This is a genomic window from Streptomyces sp. NPDC086554, assembly GCF_040686095.1.
GTDB lineage: Bacteria > Actinomycetota > Actinomycetes > Streptomycetales > Streptomycetaceae > Streptomyces.
In genome coordinates this window covers 12,365-27,044 of record NZ_JBFBJK010000051.1, presented here as the reverse complement: position 1 = coordinate 27,044, position 14,680 = coordinate 12,365, and the positions used below count along the sequence as shown (strand labels likewise).

Sequence of the window (14,680 nt, the reverse complement as noted above, 5' to 3'; positions counted from 1 at the left end):
CCGGCTTTTTTCCCCACACCCCCGCGGCGGGCTAAAAACCCCGGGGCGGGTCCATTACGCCGGGCCCTGGGGGGGGGGGGGGGCCCAAAATTCGCCGCGAAGCGGCGGTACGGCGGCGCGGCCGACGATGGCGCGTCGGCAGGCTGGGACCGTCGCGGGGCAATCGGGTGGGTGGGCGGGAAATTCGCCGCGAAGCGGCGGTACGGCGGCGCGGCCGACGGCGGCGCGTCGGCAGACCGGGGCCGCTGCCGGGTAATCGGGTGGGTGGGCGGGAAAGATCCGCCGCGGAGCGGCGGTCTTGAGCTCAGTACGGCCACACCGGAGGGTTCGTGCAGAAGTGGCCGCCCAGGTGGGAGTGATCCGGGTTCTCGGGGTCCAGCTCCCCGTGCTCGGCGATCAGCTTCTCCGCGTACTGCTCGGAGTCGTCCCGCGGCTCGTAGCCGAGCGCCCGCGCCGACGACAGGTCCCACCACAGGCGCGTGTTCGCGGAGGACCCGTACACCACCGCATGCCCCACCGCGGGAGCGGTCAGCGCCGCGTGGAAGAGGCGGGCGCCGTCCCCCGGCGACATCCACACCGACAGCATCCGCACGCTCGTCGGCTCCATGAAGCAGGAGCCGATGCGCACCGAGACCGTCTCGATCCCGTGCTTGTCCCAGTAGAACTGGGCGAGATCCTCGCCGAAGGACTTGGAAAGGCCGTAGAGGGTGTCGGGGCGGCGCGGTGTGTCGACCGGGATCAGCGGGTCGTCGCCGGTCGGGCGCGGCGTGAATCCCACCGTGTGGTTCGAGGAAGCGAAGACGATGCGGCGTACGCCCTCCGCGCGGGCCGCCTCGTAGAGGTTGTACGTCCCCTCGACGTTGGCCCGAAGGATCTTGTCGAAGGTGGACTCCAGGGAGATGCCCGCCAGATGGACGATCGCGTCGACCCCTCGTACGGCCTCGCGCAGCGCTGCCTTGTCCGAGAGGTCCGCCGTGACCGCCGCCGGCTCGCCCTCGATCGGCCGCATGTCGAGCAGCCGCAGCTCATATCCGTAGGCGGGCAGAAGCCCCCGCATCAGGGTGCCGAGGCCGCCTGCGGCGCCGGTGAGCAGGACGATGCGGGGAGCGGGCATGAGGGAGTCTCCTCGGATCAGCCGACGCATTCGTGTGCGCGTACGGCATTCACATGTGTGGACACGCTAGGGATCAGATCACCGCCGCGTCAAGTGTCGTACGGAGGCGGTGAATCCGCTCTGAATCCGCTCCTGAAATTGCGGTTCTCTTGCGCGCCTGCGCGCTTGACCAGGGGTTAGGGCGCGCCTTAGCGTGGACGCGTTCAGAAATATGGACGTGGATCAGAAACGTGCACGCTAAGGGAGAGCCCGTGACGCCAGCACCCCTCGCCGCTCGACTCCGCATCCCCAGCGGGCCGCTGTTCTTCCCGGTCACCGCCTACGGTCCCGACGGCTCCGTGGACCTCGACGTCTTCCGTACGCATGTGCGCGCGGGGATCGAGGCGGGCGCGGCGGCCGTCTTCGCCTGCTGCGGCACCGGCGAGTTCCACGCCCTGACCCCCGAGGAGTACGAGGCGTGCGTCGCCGCCGCCGTCGAGGTGTCGGCGGGCCGGGTACCGGTGGTCGCGGGCGCCGGGTACGGCACCGCGCTCGCCGTGCGGTACGCGAAGCTTGCCGAGGGCGCCGGCGCCGACGGGCTGCTCGCGATGCCGCCCTACCTCGTCGTCGCCGGACAGGACGGCCTGCTGCGGCATTACGCCGAACTGGCCGCGGCCACCTCCCTCGACGTGATCGTCTACCAGCGCGACAACGCCGTTTTCACCCCCGGGGCCGTCGTCGAACTCGCCCGCACCGAGGGCGTCATCGGCTTCAAGGACGGCCTCGGCGACATGGACCTGATGCAGCGCATCGTCAGCGCCGTACGCTGTGAAGTGCCTGAGGACTTCCTGTACTTCAATGGTCTGCCCACCGCCGAGCTGACCGGGCTCGGCTATCGCGGCATCGGCGTGACCCTCTACTCCTCGGCCGTCTTCTGCTTCGCACCCGACATCGCGCTCGCCTTCCACCGCGCCTTCAACGCGGGAGACCCCAAGAGCGCGGCGGGCGACGCCACCGTGAACCGGCTCATCGACGGCTTCTACCGGCCCTTCGTGGAGCTGCGCGGCGAAGGCCGTGGCTACGCCGTCTCGCTCGTCAAGGCGGGCGTCCGCCTGGCCGGGCTCGACGTGGGCGGGGTGCGGACGCCGCTGCACGACCCCACCGACGACCACGTCAAACGCCTCGCCGAACTGACCGAGCGCGGCCGGGAGTTGCTGCGGACGGGGGCGGACGCGTGAGGACCTCCGCCTTCCTCTACCCCTGGGACGTCGTCGGCGACCCCGAGGCGCCCGGCCGCGTCGCGGGCCTCGGCGTCCAGCAGGTCACCCTCGCCGCCGCCTACCACTCCACGCGCGCGCTGACCCCGCGCCATCCCCGCCACCGCATCGTCACCGCCGAGCACGCGGCCGTGCTGTACGAGCCGGACGCCCGCTGGGAGGGGCGTGAGCTGCGTCCGTACGCGCCCGGAGGCTGGGCCCGGGGCGACGCTTACGGAGAGGCCGCCGACGCGCTGGCGGGCGCCGGGCTCGACGTGCACACCTGGGTCGTCCTGGCCCACAACTCCCGTATGGGCGCCGATCATCCGCACACCTCCGTCGTCAACGCCTACGGAGACCGCTACCCCTGGGCGCCCTGCATCGCACAGCCCGCCACGCGCGCGTACCTGGTCGACCTCGCGGCGGAAGCCGCCGTACGCCCCGGCGCGCGCGGCACCGAACTGGAGTCCCTCGGCTGGTACGGCCTCGCGCATCTGCACGCCCACGACAAGATCGCGGGGGTGCCGCTCGGTGAGGCCGGGCAGTACCTGATGTCGCTGTGCTTCTGCGCGGACTGCCGTCAGGGGTACGCCGGTCAGGGCCTCGACCCCGATGAGTTGGCCCCCGCGGTCCGCCGTGCCCTGGAGCCCGTGTGGCGCGGCGAGGAACCCGCCGGCGGCTGGGCGGCCGTGGAGGAGCTCCTCGGCGCCGACAGGGCCGCCGCCACGCGCGCGTGGCGCGAGGAGACCGCGCGCACCCTCCAGGAGGCGGCGATCGCCGCGGTGCGCGCGGCCGCACCGGACGGCTTCCAAGTGCTGCTGCACGCCGACCCGGTGACGTACCACTGCGGCGCGAACGCCGGAGTCGACCCCGAGCACATCCTGTCCGTGGCGGACGGCGTGGTCGTGCCCTGCACGGGCGGCGCGGACGCCCTGACCGCGTTCACGCCGCACCGCACCGACCGCACCACGCTCGCCGCGAACCTCACCGTCGTATCCGGCATGGGCGCAGGCCCCGCCACCCTCGCCGCGGACGCCGAACACGCGGCCGCGCTGGGCGCCGACGAACTGCGGCTCTACCACGCCGGGTTGGCGTCCGACACGGATCTCGCGCGGGTGCGCAACGCCCTTTCGCGCCTCAAATAGCCCCTGTCGCCCGTGAAGTGAAGACGGTTACCATCCGCGCAACCATTCGCTCCAGTACGAGGAGACAAGGTGCGCAACAAGGGGATATCCGCGCTGGTCTGTGCCGGATTCATGGCGGGCGCGGCCGTGCTCGGCGGGGCAGCGCCCGCGGCCGCGCAGACGGACGGGAGACAGGCCGCCGCACCCGACATCCGGGAGCAACTGGAGAAGATCCCGGGCATGAAGGTCGTCTCCGTGGCGGACCGTGAGGGCTACCCCCTCTACACGCTCACCTACGCCCAGCCCGTCGACCACGACAACCCCGGCGCCGGCACGTTCACCCAGCGCGCCACGCTCTGGCACAAGTCCACGGACAAGCCGACCGTCCTCTACACCGGCGGCTACACCCTCGCCTCCAACACCACCGCCCTCACCAAGCTGATCGATGCCAACCAAGTCAGCGTCGAGCACCGCTACTTCGAGCAGTCCCGCCCGTCGGGCGCGGCCGGTTCCGACTGGTCCAAGCTCACCGTGCAGCAGGAGGCGGCCGACGAGCACCGCCTCACGCAGGCGCTGCGCGGCATCGAGAAGGGCAAGTGGCTGGGCACGGGCGCCAGCAAGGGCGGCATGACGGCGACGTACCACGAGCGCTTCTACCCCGACGACCTGGACGCCGTCGTCGCGTTCGTAGCGCCGAACGACGCCAACAACAAGGACGACAGCGGCTACGAGCACTTCTTCAGGACGGTCGGCACGGCCGAGTGCCGTACCGCGCTCGACGCGGTGCAGCGCGAGATGCTCGTACGCCGCGACGCCCTGATCCCCAAGTTCGAGGCGGATGCCGAGGCCAACGGCGACACGTTCGAGGAGACTCTCGGCACCACCGACCGCGCCTACGAGTTCGCCGTGCTCGACCAGGTGTGGAACTTCTGGCAGAGCGGCACCATCGACAACTGCCCGACCGTGCCCGACGCCGAGAAGGCCACCGACGACGAGCTGTACGACTGGTCCAAGAAGCACGGCTTCAGCGTCTACCAGGACGAGACCCTCGGCACGAACGGCACAGGACCCTACTACCGGCAGGCCGCCACCCAACTCGGCTGGGCCGACCTGAAGTTCAAGCACCTCAAGGACGTCCGCCACTACCCGGACATCTACCAGCCCAACTCGGTCCTGCCCGAGGGCATGCGCGGCTCGTACAACAACAGGACCATCGCCGACGTCGACCGCTGGGTGAAGACCCGCGGCCAGCGGATGATGTTCATCTACGGCGAGAACGACCCGTGGAGCGCGGAGAAGTTCACCCCGAGCCACCGCGACTCCTACCGCTACGAGGTGCCCGGCTCCAACCACGGCGCCTCCATCGCCAAACTGCCCGCCGCCGAGCAGGCCGAGGTCACCGCGACCATCAAGCGCTGGGCCAATGTGAAGTAATGCACGTTTAGGGGCACTTGGGGAGATTGACGCTGTCGCGACAGTAGTGATCAAGGTTACGATCCGTACACCGATGATCATCAAGCTGATCACCACGACCGATCACGATCGGAGACACGGTGCGCGACAAGGGGACCGGGAGAACCAAGGGGGCCAAGGGCGCCAAAGGGGTGTCCGCGCTGATATGCGCCGGGGTGCTGGCGGGCTCGGCCGTGCTGGCCGGCTCCGCGCCCGCGGCGGCGCGGACCCCCGCCGGCGCGACGGGGGCCTGGGCCGATGGCTTCCGTGAACGCCTGGAGAGCATCCCGGGCATGACCGTCACAGGCGTGGACGACGTGCGGGGCCACCCCCGCTACTCGCTCACGTACGTCCAGCCCGTCGACCACCACGACCCGGGCGCGGGCACGTTCACCCAGCGCCTCACGCTCTGGCACAAGGCGACGGACAAGCCGACGGTCCTCTTCACCCCGGGCTACGACCTCTCCACCGACGTCACCCCTCTCACCGACATCCTCGATGCCAACCAAGTGAGCCTGGAGCACCGGTACTTCGAGGGGTCCCGTCCCTCGGGGCCCGCGGGCGACGACTGGTCCAAGCTCACCGTGCAGCAGGAGGCCGCCGACGAGCACCGCCTCACCCAGGCCCTGCGCGGCATCGAGAAGGGCAAATGGATCGGCGTCGGCGCCAGCAAGGGCGGCATGACGGTGACGTACCACGAGCGCTACTACCCCGACGACCTGGACGGAGTCGTCGCGGTCGTCGCGCCGAACGACGTCGACAACAAGGACGACAGCGCCTATGAGCGCTTCTTCAAGACGGTCGGGACGCGCGAGTGCCGGGATGCCCTGAACGCCGTGCAGCGCGAGATGCTCGTACGCCGTGCGGCACTGCTCCCCAAGTTCGAGGCGGAGGCGCAGCGGGAAGGCGCCACTTTCGAGGAGATACTCGGCACCGCGGACCGCGCCTACGAGCGGGGCGTGCTCGAGCTGGTGTGGGGCTTCTGGCAGAGCGGTGGGATTGACAAGTGCCCGACCGTGCCCGATGCGAAGAAGGCGACGGACGACGAGCTGTACTCCTGGTCGAGAAGGAACGGCATGGGAATGTTCCAGGACGAGATCCTCGGCACCCACAGCGGCGGCCCCTACGACCGGCAGGCCGCCACGCAACTCGGCTGGGCCGACCTGAAGTTCGACCATCTCGACGGTCTCCGTCGTTACCCGGGCCTGCGGCATCCCGACTCGTCGCTCCCCGCCGCCATGCGTGGCGGCACCTACGACGGCAGGACGGTCGTCGATGTCGACCGCTGGGTGAAGGCCAAGGGCGAGCGGATGCTTTTCATCTACGCGGAGAACGACCCGTGGAGCGCCGAGAAGTTCACGCCCAGTAAGCACGACTCGTACCGCTACGTGGCGCCCGGCGCCCACCACAACAACGCGATCGAGAAACTGCCCCCCGCCGACCTTGCGGAGGCCGTCGCCCACGTCAAGCGCTGGGCCGACGTGAAGTAGCCCGCGACGAGTGGCGATGAGTTTTGGGCGCCGGGCCGGTCTACAGGGTCAGGAGAGCGGCCCGGGGGCAGGGTCGCCGAGCTTCGGGAGGACCCATGACAGAGATGATCGACTTCGCTCCGCAGGCCCGGCTTGTCGCGGCCGTCGCGGAGGGCGTCACCGACGAGCAGCTCTCGGGACCCACGCCCTGTCCGGAGTACGAGGTGCGCCATCTGCTGGGTCATCTGATCGGGCTGACCGGCGCGTTCCGCGACGCCGGGCGCAAGGACATGAGTCCGGTGCTCGACCAGGACCCGGGGGACCATGTGCCGGACGTCGGGCCCGGCTGGCGTGCCGAACTGCCCAAACTGCTCGACGAGTTGGTGGAGGCATGGCGGGACCCGGCGGCGTGGGAGGGCATGACGCGGGCGGGCGGCGTCGACCTGCCCGGAGCCGTCGCGGGCATCGTCGCCCTCGATGAACTCGTCGTGCACGGCTGGGACCTGGCGCGCGCGACGGGCCAGGCGTACGCCCCTGACGAGGCAAGCCTCGCGGCGGCCCAGGCGGTGCTGACACCCGAGGAGGGCGACGAGTCGTCCAGGGGCGGCCTGTTCGGGGCTGTCGTGGCGGTGCCGGACGACGCCCCGCTCCTCGACCGGGTGATCGGCCTCAGCGGCCGGGATCCGGGCTGGACGCCGGGCGCGTAGCCGCAGGCTGTTTCTCATGGATCAGGTATCGATCGAGTAAAGGGTCTCCCCGGGGTCTCGCGAGGGTCCGTGTGATGCGCGTAGACAAGGCGCGTAGACAGGCTTTGACCTGCTCACCTTGTTGCCCCTACGCAGACACTGATCCGGAGAGACCGCCCTATGCGCAAGTCCCTACGGGTGGCGGGTATCGCCACCGCATGTGCCGTCGCCGGTGCCGCGCTGTACGGCACCGGCGCCGCCACCGCCGACAACGCCTCGGCGCGGCACACCGCCGAACCGCAGAACATCGGCCTGCTCGTCGGTGAGATCGACGACTACTACGGCGCGTACCAGGACGCCGACGGCGTCTGGCGCTCCTCGCCCGACAGTCCGTACGCCAAGGACCTGGCGCGCATCCAGGCGAAGGCGAAGAAGGACATCAGGAAGGCCGCGGCGCACGGCGCGAAGGGCGCGGGCCACGGCAAGAAGCCCGCGATCGTCCTCGACGTCGACGACACGTCGCTGCTCAGCTTCGACTACGAGAAGACCACCAACTACACCTACAACAGCGCCACTTGGGACGCCTACGTCAAGGCGGCCAAGCGCCCCGCCGTCTTCGGCATGCCCGAGCTCGTCCAGTACGCCAAGGGCAAGGGCGTCGAGGTCTTCTTCCTGACCGGCTTGAGCGAGTCGCAGCGCGACGGCGCCGTCACCAACCTAGCCAAGGCCGGATACGACACACAGCTGGACCGGCAGCACGTGTTCACCAAGGACAAGACCAACCCGCCCGCCTACCTGAGCGACTGCGCCACGCCCGCCAAGTGGGAGTGCACCACCGTGCAGTTCAAGGAGGGCACCCGGGGGCACATCGAGTCGAAGGGCTACGACATCGTCGGCAGCTTCGGCGACCAGGTCTCCGACCTCACGGGCGGGTACGCGGACAAGACGTACAAGCTGCCGAACCCGACGTATTACGTGGAGTAGGCCGCTGCTCGATGCCATGGTCGGCATCGCGAGATAGGTTGCATTCCTGACTAGGTCGCTTTACGGTCTAGGTAGCTCACATGCTCATGGGGTCGTGCGGCACGCGCCGCGCGGCCCCTTCGGGAAGGGGGATCCCATGACCGTCTCGCCGGACTTCTCGGCAGCGTCCACCGCCGTCACCGCCGTGCTCGGCGCCTATCTGCTGCTCGGTGAGCCCTGGCTCGGCCGCCGCGTCTACGGCTCGCTCGCGCGCCGTCGCGACACCGAACCGCGTGCGCTCGTCCGCTACTTCACCTTCGTGCTCGCCTTCTGGTGGGTCTTCGCCGCGCTCGCCGTGGCCGTGCTGCTGCTCTCGCCGGGCATGGCCGCCGCCGACCTCGGCATCGCGGCGCCCGATTCGCCCGCGACCACGGCCGTCGTCATCGTCGCGGTGGCAGCGGTAACCGTGATGTCAGGGCGGCACATGCGCTCCCTCGCCGAAGGCGGCAGGAACGTGCCGGGGCTCGCCTCCATCCAGGCGATGCTGCCGCGTACGGCACAGGAGCGCCGCCTCGCGATCGCCGTCGCCGTCACCGACGGCCTCTGCGCCGAACTCGTCTACCGCGGGCTCCTGATCGCCTTCGGCGTCGGCGTGCTCGGCCTCAACCTCTATGTGGCGGCGGCCCTTTCGGTGCTCGTGTACGCCGTCGCAGGCTTCTACCAGGGCCGCAGCGGCGTCCTCGCCTTCGGCTGCTTCGGGGCGCTGTTCGCCGGACTCTATGCGACGAGCGGGAGTCTGCTGCTGCCCGTCGCCGTCCATGTCGCCCTCTCCGTACGGGACTTGACCCTCCCCGAACCGGAGCCGATCGGTTCCGTGCCCGCGTACGCGCCGGCCCCGAAGGGAAGCTGAGCGTGACCCCACCCGCGACACCCTCGTCATCGGGTGCCAAGACCGACCGCAGGGCCAGCTGGTTCAAGGGCGTACTCGATCTGCTCGTGCTCGCCGGCCTCACCGACGGCGAGAGCTACGGCTACGAGATCGCCAAGCTGCTCGGCGCCGCCGGGTTCGGGCAGATCAAGGGCGGCACGCTCTATCCCGTACTCAACCGCCTGGAGGAGGCAGGACTCGTCGCCGCCGAGTTCCGGGCCACGGAGAAGGGGCCGGGGCGGCGCTACTACTCCCTCACGGACGCGGGGCGCGAGACGCTCGGCGAGCAGGGCGGACTGTGGCTCGCCTTTGACGCATCCGTACGTGAGGTGCTGGGAAAGGCGGGTGTGCGATGAGCTTGAGCTACTTCGAGGACCTGGCCGGTCGGTTGCGGGAGCACGGGCTGCCCGCCGAGCGGGTCGAGGCGACCGTCGCGGATCTGCGGGCGCACCTGGAGGAGTCGGGCGGGGCGGAGCCGGAGGCCGAGTTCGGGCCCGTGGAGGAGTTCGCGCACGCTCTGGCTCCCGCCGAGGGGGCGGGGCACGAGGTCCCTGAGGGGCACGTCGAGACGTGGCGGTGGACCGCCGACACATACGTCGACGAGGAGCTGCTCAACCGCTTCGGCGGTGAGGGGTGGGAGGTCGAGCGGGTCGACGCGCTCGGGCGGTTCGTCAGCCATCGGGATCTTGAGCGGCCGCAGCGGTGGGAGTACCGGCGTGAGCTGATCACTCGGGGGCGGGAGGGGCTTGACGAGCGGCTTGCGCCTGAGGGGTGGGAGGCGTGCGGGAACTGGATCGTGTACGCGTGGTTCAAGCGGCCGCGGGCTGCGAGCGTCGGGCCTGATGCGGAGATTTCGGCGCCGCCGGGGGTTCCTGGGCGGGGGAGCTTCTTCAGCCGGCGGTTCTATGCGCTGGTGGGTGTTGTGGCCGCGGCTGTCGTCCTGGCGGGTGTTGCTGTTGCCGTCGATGACGGCGACGCCGCGAGTGGGTTCGGCTTCGCCGGGGGGCTTTTGGTGGGGGCGTTGGTTCCGCTTGCCTGCCTTTGGGGCTGGCAGGTGCGGAAGTCGCGCCGTTGACCTCCGCGGGGTGCCGTCGCTTTCGGCGGCAGCACCGGCAGGTGCTGCCAGCAGCGGCTAGGACTTGAGAGCCGCTGACATCATCGCCTTTGCGATCGGCGCCGCCAGGCCATTGCCGCTCACCTCTGACCTTGCCGCGTCCGAGGACTCGATGATCACCGCCACCGCGACCTCCTTGCCGTCGCTGCCCTTGGCGTACGACGTGAACCAGGCGTACGGCGTCTTGCTGTTGTTCTCGCCGTGCTGGGCCGTGCCCGTCTTGCCGCCCACGTCCGCGCCGCTGATCCGCGCGTTCGTGCCCGTGCCGTCCTCGACGACCGCCTCCATCGCGGACTGCAGCTCGCTCGCCGTGTCCTCGCTCATCACCCGCTCGGAGTCCGCGTCGTCGTACGACTCGAGGACATTGCCGTCCGAGTCGGTGATCTGGGACACCATGTGCGGCGCGACCAGCTCGCCGCCGTTGGCGATCGCGGCAGAGACCATCGAGATCTGCAGCGGCGTCGCCGTCACGTCGAACTGGCCGATGCCGGTCAGGGCCGTCTGCGCCTTGTCCATGTCGGAGGGGTAGACGCTCTTGGACGCGCGCACCGGCACGTCCAGCTTGTCGGCGTTGAAGCCCATCTTCTCGGCCATCGACTTGACCTTGTCCTGGCCCAGGTCGACGGCCATCTTCGCGAAGACGTTGTTGCAGGAGTACTGCAGCGCCGTACGGATCGTCGCGTCCTCGCAGGGCGCGCTCGCGTTCTCGTTCTTCAGGACCGTGGTCGTGCCGGGCAGCGTGTACGGGTTCGGGCTGTCGGTCTTGGTGTCGGCGGAGGCGTAGCGGCCGTCCTCGAGAGCCGCCGCCGCGACGACCAGCTTGAACGTGGAACCCGGCGGCAGCGGCTGCCGCAGCGCGCGGTTGACCATCGGCTTGTCCTCGTCGCCGGTCAGCGCCTTCCACTCCTTGGAGTCCGTGGAACCGCTGATCTCCGAGGGGTCGTACGACGGCGTCGAGACCATGCCGAGGATCTTGCCGGTCTTCGGGTCGATCGCGACCGCCGCGCCCTTCTTGTCGCCCAGTGCCTTGTACGCGGCCTTCTGCACCGCCGGGTCGATCGTCGTGACCACGTCACCCGGGTCGGCGCGCTTGTTGGTGACCGTGTCCAGCGGGTTCTTCAGCCGGTTGTCGGTGCCGTCGAGGATGTCCTTGTAGATGCCCTCGATCTGCGTCGCCCCGTACACCTGCGAGCTGTAGCCCGTGACGGCCGAATAGAGATCGCCGTCGTTGTACGTGCGCTTGTACGCGAGGTCGCCGCCCTTCGTCCGCGCGGAGCCGGTGATGGCGTCACCGCCCACGATGATGTCGCCCAGCGGGTTCGCGTACTGCTCGATCGCGTTGCGCCGGTTCAGCTTGTCGTCCGCGAGAGCCTTCGAGTCGTAGAACTGCACCCACGTCGCCCGCACCAGGAGCGCGAGCACGAGCAGCAGCGTGAAGACCGAGGCATGCCTGATCGTCTTGTTCATCCCGTGAAAGGACGAGCGGCACGGATGCTTTCGTTCCGTTCTGCCGGGTTTCTTAGAGATTCCTCATAGTCGGACCAGGGGTGTCAGGCGTGTGTCAGGCGTCCTTCATGAAGCCCGCCTCGTACGCCGCGATCACCGCCTGTGTGCGGTCCCGCGCCCCCGTCTTGGCGAGGACCGACGCCACATGGGTCTTCACCGTCGCCGGGCCCACACCCATCCGTCCGGCGATCTCCGCGTTGGTGAGCCCCGCCGCCATCAGCCGCAGCACCTCGCTCTCCCGCCCGGTGAGCCTGGCCACCCAGGCCGGGGCCGCGGGCTCGGCGCGCGCGTACTCGGCGGCCAGGGCGCGCACCGCCGCGGGGAAGAGCAGCGAGTCGCTGCGCGCGACGAGCCGCACCGCCTGTACGAGCGAGTCCGCGTCGGCCCGCTTGAGCAGGAACCCGGAGGCTCCCGCGCGCAGCGCCTCGTACACATAGGCGTCGTTCTCGAAGGTCGTCACGACCACGATGCGGGGCGGATCCGGCTGCGTCCGCAGGATCTGCTCGGTGGCCCGGATGCCGTCGATCTCCGGCATGCGGACGTCCATGAGCACCACGTCGGGCGTCAGCTCGCGCACGACGGACACTGCCTCCGCGCCGGTCGCCGCCTCGCCGACCACCTCAAGGCCGTCCTCGGCGGAGAGGATCACGCGCAGGGCGGTGCGCACCATGCGTTCGTCGTCGGCGAGGACGATGCGGATGGGGCCTGCGGCGGTCTCGGTCATGCGGATTCCTTCGGCTTCTTCGGTTTCTTCGGTTCGGGGGCGTGCGGGCCTACAGGTTCGGGGCCGTGCGGGCCCTACAGGGGGAGTCGTACGCACAGGCGCCAGGTGCCGTCGACCGGTCCTGCGTCGGCCGTGCCGCCCAGGAGCCGGGCGCGGTCGGTGATGCCGCGCAGGCCGTGGCCGCCGCCCGGGCGGGACGCGGCGCCCGCGACGGGCAGCGGGTTCTGCGCGAGGATCTCCAGGTCGGTGCCGTCCAGGGCGATCCGCAGGGTCACCGCGGCGTCGGGGCCCGCGTGCCGCAGCGCGTTGCTCAGGCCCTCCTGGACGATGCGGTACGCCTCGCGGGAGACCATCGGGGGCAGGGCGTCCGGGCCCTGCGGGCCGAGGTCCACGGTGGACCGCACGCGCAGGCCGCCCGCGCGGGTCCGCTTGAGCAGCCCGTCCAGATCGGCGGCGAGGGTGGGGGCCGGGGCGGTCGGTGCCGTCTGGTCGCCGTCCCTCAACACCCCCAGGACCGCGTCGAGTTCACCCACCGTGCGCCGGGTCGTCTCCTCGATCGCGGTCAGCGCCTCACGGACGAACTCGGGGTCCTTGTCGAGGACCCGGCGGGCCGCGCTCGCCTGGAGCGTGACGGCGCTCAGGGCGTGCCCCACCGAGTCGTGCAGCTCCCGCGCGAGCCGGTTGCGCACGGCGAGGTCCGCCGCGCGCTGCTCGGCCGCCGCGAGCCGGTCGGCGGGCGTGGGCCCGAGGAGCTCGGGCGCCCAGCGCGCGAGCAGGGTCCCGGCGCCCGCCGCGCACCCCGCGAGCGCGACGAGGGAGAGGATCCCGATGACCGGGGAGAGCGCAAGGAGCCAGCCCTCGCCGAAGACTTCGGGCATCCCGACCCGGCTGTCGCGCAGCACGGCGGCGAACGGCAGCGCGATCAGCACCCCCGCGAACGGCGGCAGCGCGAGGGACATCCCGCTGATGATCCCGCCGAACCCGAGGTGCAGCGTGAACCATGCGACGGTGCGACCGCGCGCCGTGCGGGACCGCGCGGGCCCGTCGGCGAGGCTCTCGCCCGGTACGTCGCACAGGGCGCGTACGGCAGCCACCGACATGGGCCGGGTGAGCGGGAAGAGCGCGGTGATCGCGGCGAGCGGCAACCCCACGGCGAACGAGGCCAGTTGGGCGGTGAGCGAGCCGAAGACGACGTTCTCGCCGAGCAGCGGCCCCACGATGACGGAGCCCACGAAGACGTACGGCATGGCGAGCGCGCCGCCGAGGATCAGATGGATCCACCGGCGGCGGGCCCGCCGCCCGAACAGGGCCGTGGCGAGAGTCGTGGCGAATGCCGTCACGCGGGGTCCTTGAAGGCGGGGTCCCTGAAGAAGCGCACCCCGAGGGTGACCACAAGCAGCCCGACGATCATCTGCACAGCGTAGGTCAGGAGCATCGGCGTCGTCGGCCGCTCGGCGATGTCGTCGCCGCCGATGAACAGGGCGAACAGCAGCCAGCCGCCCCAGCAGGCGAGAGCTCCGGAGCCGAGCCAGCCGAGCGCGAGCGGCACCTTCACGGGCAGTGCGGGCATGCGCCGGAAGGCGATGAGGAGTCCGCCGGCCACGGCGGCGCCGAGGTAGCCGATGTCCAGCGCTTCGAGGAGGTAGAAGTCGGTCGTACGTTGCTCGGCGCTCGCCTCGTCGAGACCGAGGGTGGCGCCGGTGGCCCACAGGAGGTGCAGGGTCGCGGGGCCGATGGCGAGGAGCGCGGCGGCGACGGCGATACGACGGGTGCTCGTGGGAGTGGTCCGTGAGAGGTCCTGGACACGGCCCCGCCACAGGTGGCCCCAGCGGTCGCGGGCGTAGCGGACGAAGAGGGCGCCGAGGGTGAGGCCTTGGAGGATGAACCCGGTGTAGACGACGCCGAAGACCCACGCGTCGAGGAAGGCGCTGCTGCCGTCGTCGGCCGAAGGCTCGTTGACGCTGCCGCCGAGGGCCTTGACCAGGAGCTGGAGCGGGAAACCGGCCATGATCGGCGTCAGCAGTCCGGTGGCCGCCCACATCGGGATCGCGAGCAGCCAGGCGGGGGTGCGCAGGCCCCAGGGGCGGGTCAGGAGCAGGGCGAGGAGGATGACGCAGGCGTCCATCAGCACGGTGAGGCTGTTGGCGAAGATCATGGTGGTGCGGTGCTGGAGGAGGCTGCTGCCTTCGGGGATGCCGATGTGGCTGCCGGCGATCCAGGCGATCTTGAGGGTGAGGTAGGGGAGGCAGGCGAGGATCGCGATGGCTCGCAGGGTGCGGGGAACTGCCGTGCGGGCTGTGGCGGGGCCGAGTGTGAGCGTCATGCGTCCTACGCTCCCGGAGGGGCGCGCCGGGCACGTCCTGCG

14 protein-coding genes are annotated in these 14,680 nt (G+C 70.5%); 9 read left to right on the top strand and 5 right to left on the bottom strand.

Annotated features, from left to right (window positions below; all coding sequences use genetic code 11):
• Positions 1–304: 304 nt before the first annotated feature.
• Positions 305–1,114, bottom strand: a complete 810-nt coding sequence (locus AB0O76_RS43270) for an NAD(P)-dependent oxidoreductase (RefSeq protein WP_365503264.1) — start codon at positions 1,112–1,114, stop codon at positions 305–307.
• 251 nt (positions 1,115–1,365) lie between these two features.
• Here AB0O76_RS43270 and AB0O76_RS43265 point away from each other — a divergent pair, with 251 nt between their 5' ends.
• The 9 genes from AB0O76_RS43265 (at position 1,366) to AB0O76_RS43225 (ending at position 10,046) form a co-directional block, all read left to right on the top strand.
• Positions 1,366–2,331, top strand: coding sequence for a 5-dehydro-4-deoxyglucarate dehydratase (locus AB0O76_RS43265; RefSeq protein WP_365503261.1), 966 nt, complete (start codon positions 1,366–1,368; stop codon positions 2,329–2,331).
• On the top strand, positions 2,328–3,494 hold the full coding sequence (locus AB0O76_RS43260) for a hypothetical protein (RefSeq protein ID WP_365503258.1): 1,167 nt from the start codon (positions 2,328–2,330) through the stop codon (positions 3,492–3,494). Before AB0O76_RS43265 ends, AB0O76_RS43260 begins: the two co-directional genes overlap by 4 nt.
• Before the next feature lie 69 nt (positions 3,495–3,563).
• On the top strand, positions 3,564–4,907 hold the full coding sequence (locus AB0O76_RS43255) for a S28 family serine protease (protein WP_365503255.1): 1,344 nt from the start codon (positions 3,564–3,566) through the stop codon (positions 4,905–4,907).
• A gap of 119 nt (positions 4,908–5,026) precedes the next feature.
• Complete coding sequence (locus AB0O76_RS43250; RefSeq protein ID WP_365503252.1) at positions 5,027–6,415, top strand: S28 family serine protease; 1,389 nt, start codon at positions 5,027–5,029, stop codon at positions 6,413–6,415.
• 95 nt (positions 6,416–6,510) lie between these two features.
• Positions 6,511–7,101: a TIGR03086 family metal-binding protein gene (locus tag AB0O76_RS43245; protein WP_365503249.1), complete on the top strand. Its 591-nt coding sequence runs from the start codon at positions 6,511–6,513 to the stop codon at positions 7,099–7,101.
• 159 nt (positions 7,102–7,260) lie between these two features.
• Positions 7,261–8,064 carry an HAD family acid phosphatase gene (locus AB0O76_RS43240; protein ID WP_365503246.1) on the top strand — a complete coding sequence of 268 codons (804 nt, stop codon included), beginning with the start codon at positions 7,261–7,263 and terminating at the stop codon, positions 8,062–8,064.
• A 136-nt stretch (positions 8,065–8,200) separates the two neighbouring features.
• Positions 8,201–8,953: a CPBP family intramembrane glutamic endopeptidase gene (locus AB0O76_RS43235; protein WP_365503243.1), complete on the top strand. Its 753-nt coding sequence runs from the start codon at positions 8,201–8,203 to the stop codon at positions 8,951–8,953.
• An 86-nt stretch (positions 8,954–9,039) separates the two neighbouring features.
• On the top strand, positions 9,040–9,327 hold the full coding sequence (locus tag AB0O76_RS43230; RefSeq protein WP_365503270.1) for a PadR family transcriptional regulator: 288 nt from the start codon (positions 9,040–9,042) through the stop codon (positions 9,325–9,327).
• Complete coding sequence (locus AB0O76_RS43225; RefSeq protein WP_365503240.1) at positions 9,324–10,046, top strand: hypothetical protein; 723 nt, start codon at positions 9,324–9,326, stop codon at positions 10,044–10,046. The genes AB0O76_RS43230 and AB0O76_RS43225 overlap by 4 nt, the downstream gene beginning before the upstream one ends.
• A 57-nt stretch (positions 10,047–10,103) precedes the next feature.
• Here AB0O76_RS43225 and AB0O76_RS43220 read toward each other — a convergent pair whose 3' ends face one another.
• From AB0O76_RS43220 to AB0O76_RS43205, 4 genes are all read right to left on the bottom strand, one after another.
• Entirely contained in the window at positions 10,104–11,552 is a 1,449-nt protein-coding gene (locus AB0O76_RS43220; protein ID WP_365503237.1) for a penicillin-binding transpeptidase domain-containing protein, read from the bottom strand.
• A 94-nt stretch (positions 11,553–11,646) separates the two neighbouring features.
• A complete protein-coding gene (locus tag AB0O76_RS43215; RefSeq protein WP_365503234.1) occupies positions 11,647–12,315 on the bottom strand; it encodes a response regulator transcription factor in 669 nt (222 codons plus the stop codon).
• 74 nt (positions 12,316–12,389) lie between these two features.
• Positions 12,390–13,655 (bottom strand): histidine kinase, encoded by a 1,266-nt coding sequence (locus AB0O76_RS43210; RefSeq protein ID WP_365503231.1) that lies wholly within the window; start codon positions 13,653–13,655, stop codon positions 12,390–12,392.
• A complete protein-coding gene (locus tag AB0O76_RS43205) occupies positions 13,652–14,638 on the bottom strand; it encodes a hypothetical protein (protein WP_365503228.1) in 987 nt (328 codons plus the stop codon). Before AB0O76_RS43205 ends, AB0O76_RS43210 begins: the two co-directional genes overlap by 4 nt.
• Positions 14,639–14,680: the final 42 nt, after the last annotated feature.

Bases quoted from the DNA above. Each gene is read 5' to 3' on its own strand.
- AB0O76_RS43270 (WP_365503264.1), bottom strand. From the start codon at position 1,114: ATGCCCGCTCCCCGCATCGTCCTGCTCACCGGCGCCGCAGGCGGCCTC.
- AB0O76_RS43245 (WP_365503249.1), top strand. From the start codon at position 6,511: ATGACAGAGATGATCGACTTCGCTCCGCAGGCCCGGCTTGTCGCGGCC.
- AB0O76_RS43240 (WP_365503246.1), top strand. From the start codon at position 7,261: ATGCGCAAGTCCCTACGGGTGGCGGGTATCGCCACCGCATGTGCCGTC.
- AB0O76_RS43235 (WP_365503243.1), top strand. From the start codon at position 8,201: ATGACCGTCTCGCCGGACTTCTCGGCAGCGTCCACCGCCGTCACCGCC.
- AB0O76_RS43225 (WP_365503240.1), top strand. From the start codon at position 9,324: ATGAGCTTGAGCTACTTCGAGGACCTGGCCGGTCGGTTGCGGGAGCAC.
- AB0O76_RS43220 (WP_365503237.1), bottom strand. From the start codon at position 11,552: ATGAACAAGACGATCAGGCATGCCTCGGTCTTCACGCTGCTGCTCGTG.
- AB0O76_RS43215 (WP_365503234.1), bottom strand. From the start codon at position 12,315: ATGACCGAGACCGCCGCAGGCCCCATCCGCATCGTCCTCGCCGACGAC.
- AB0O76_RS43205 (WP_365503228.1), bottom strand. From the start codon at position 14,638: ATGACGCTCACACTCGGCCCCGCCACAGCCCGCACGGCAGTTCCCCGC.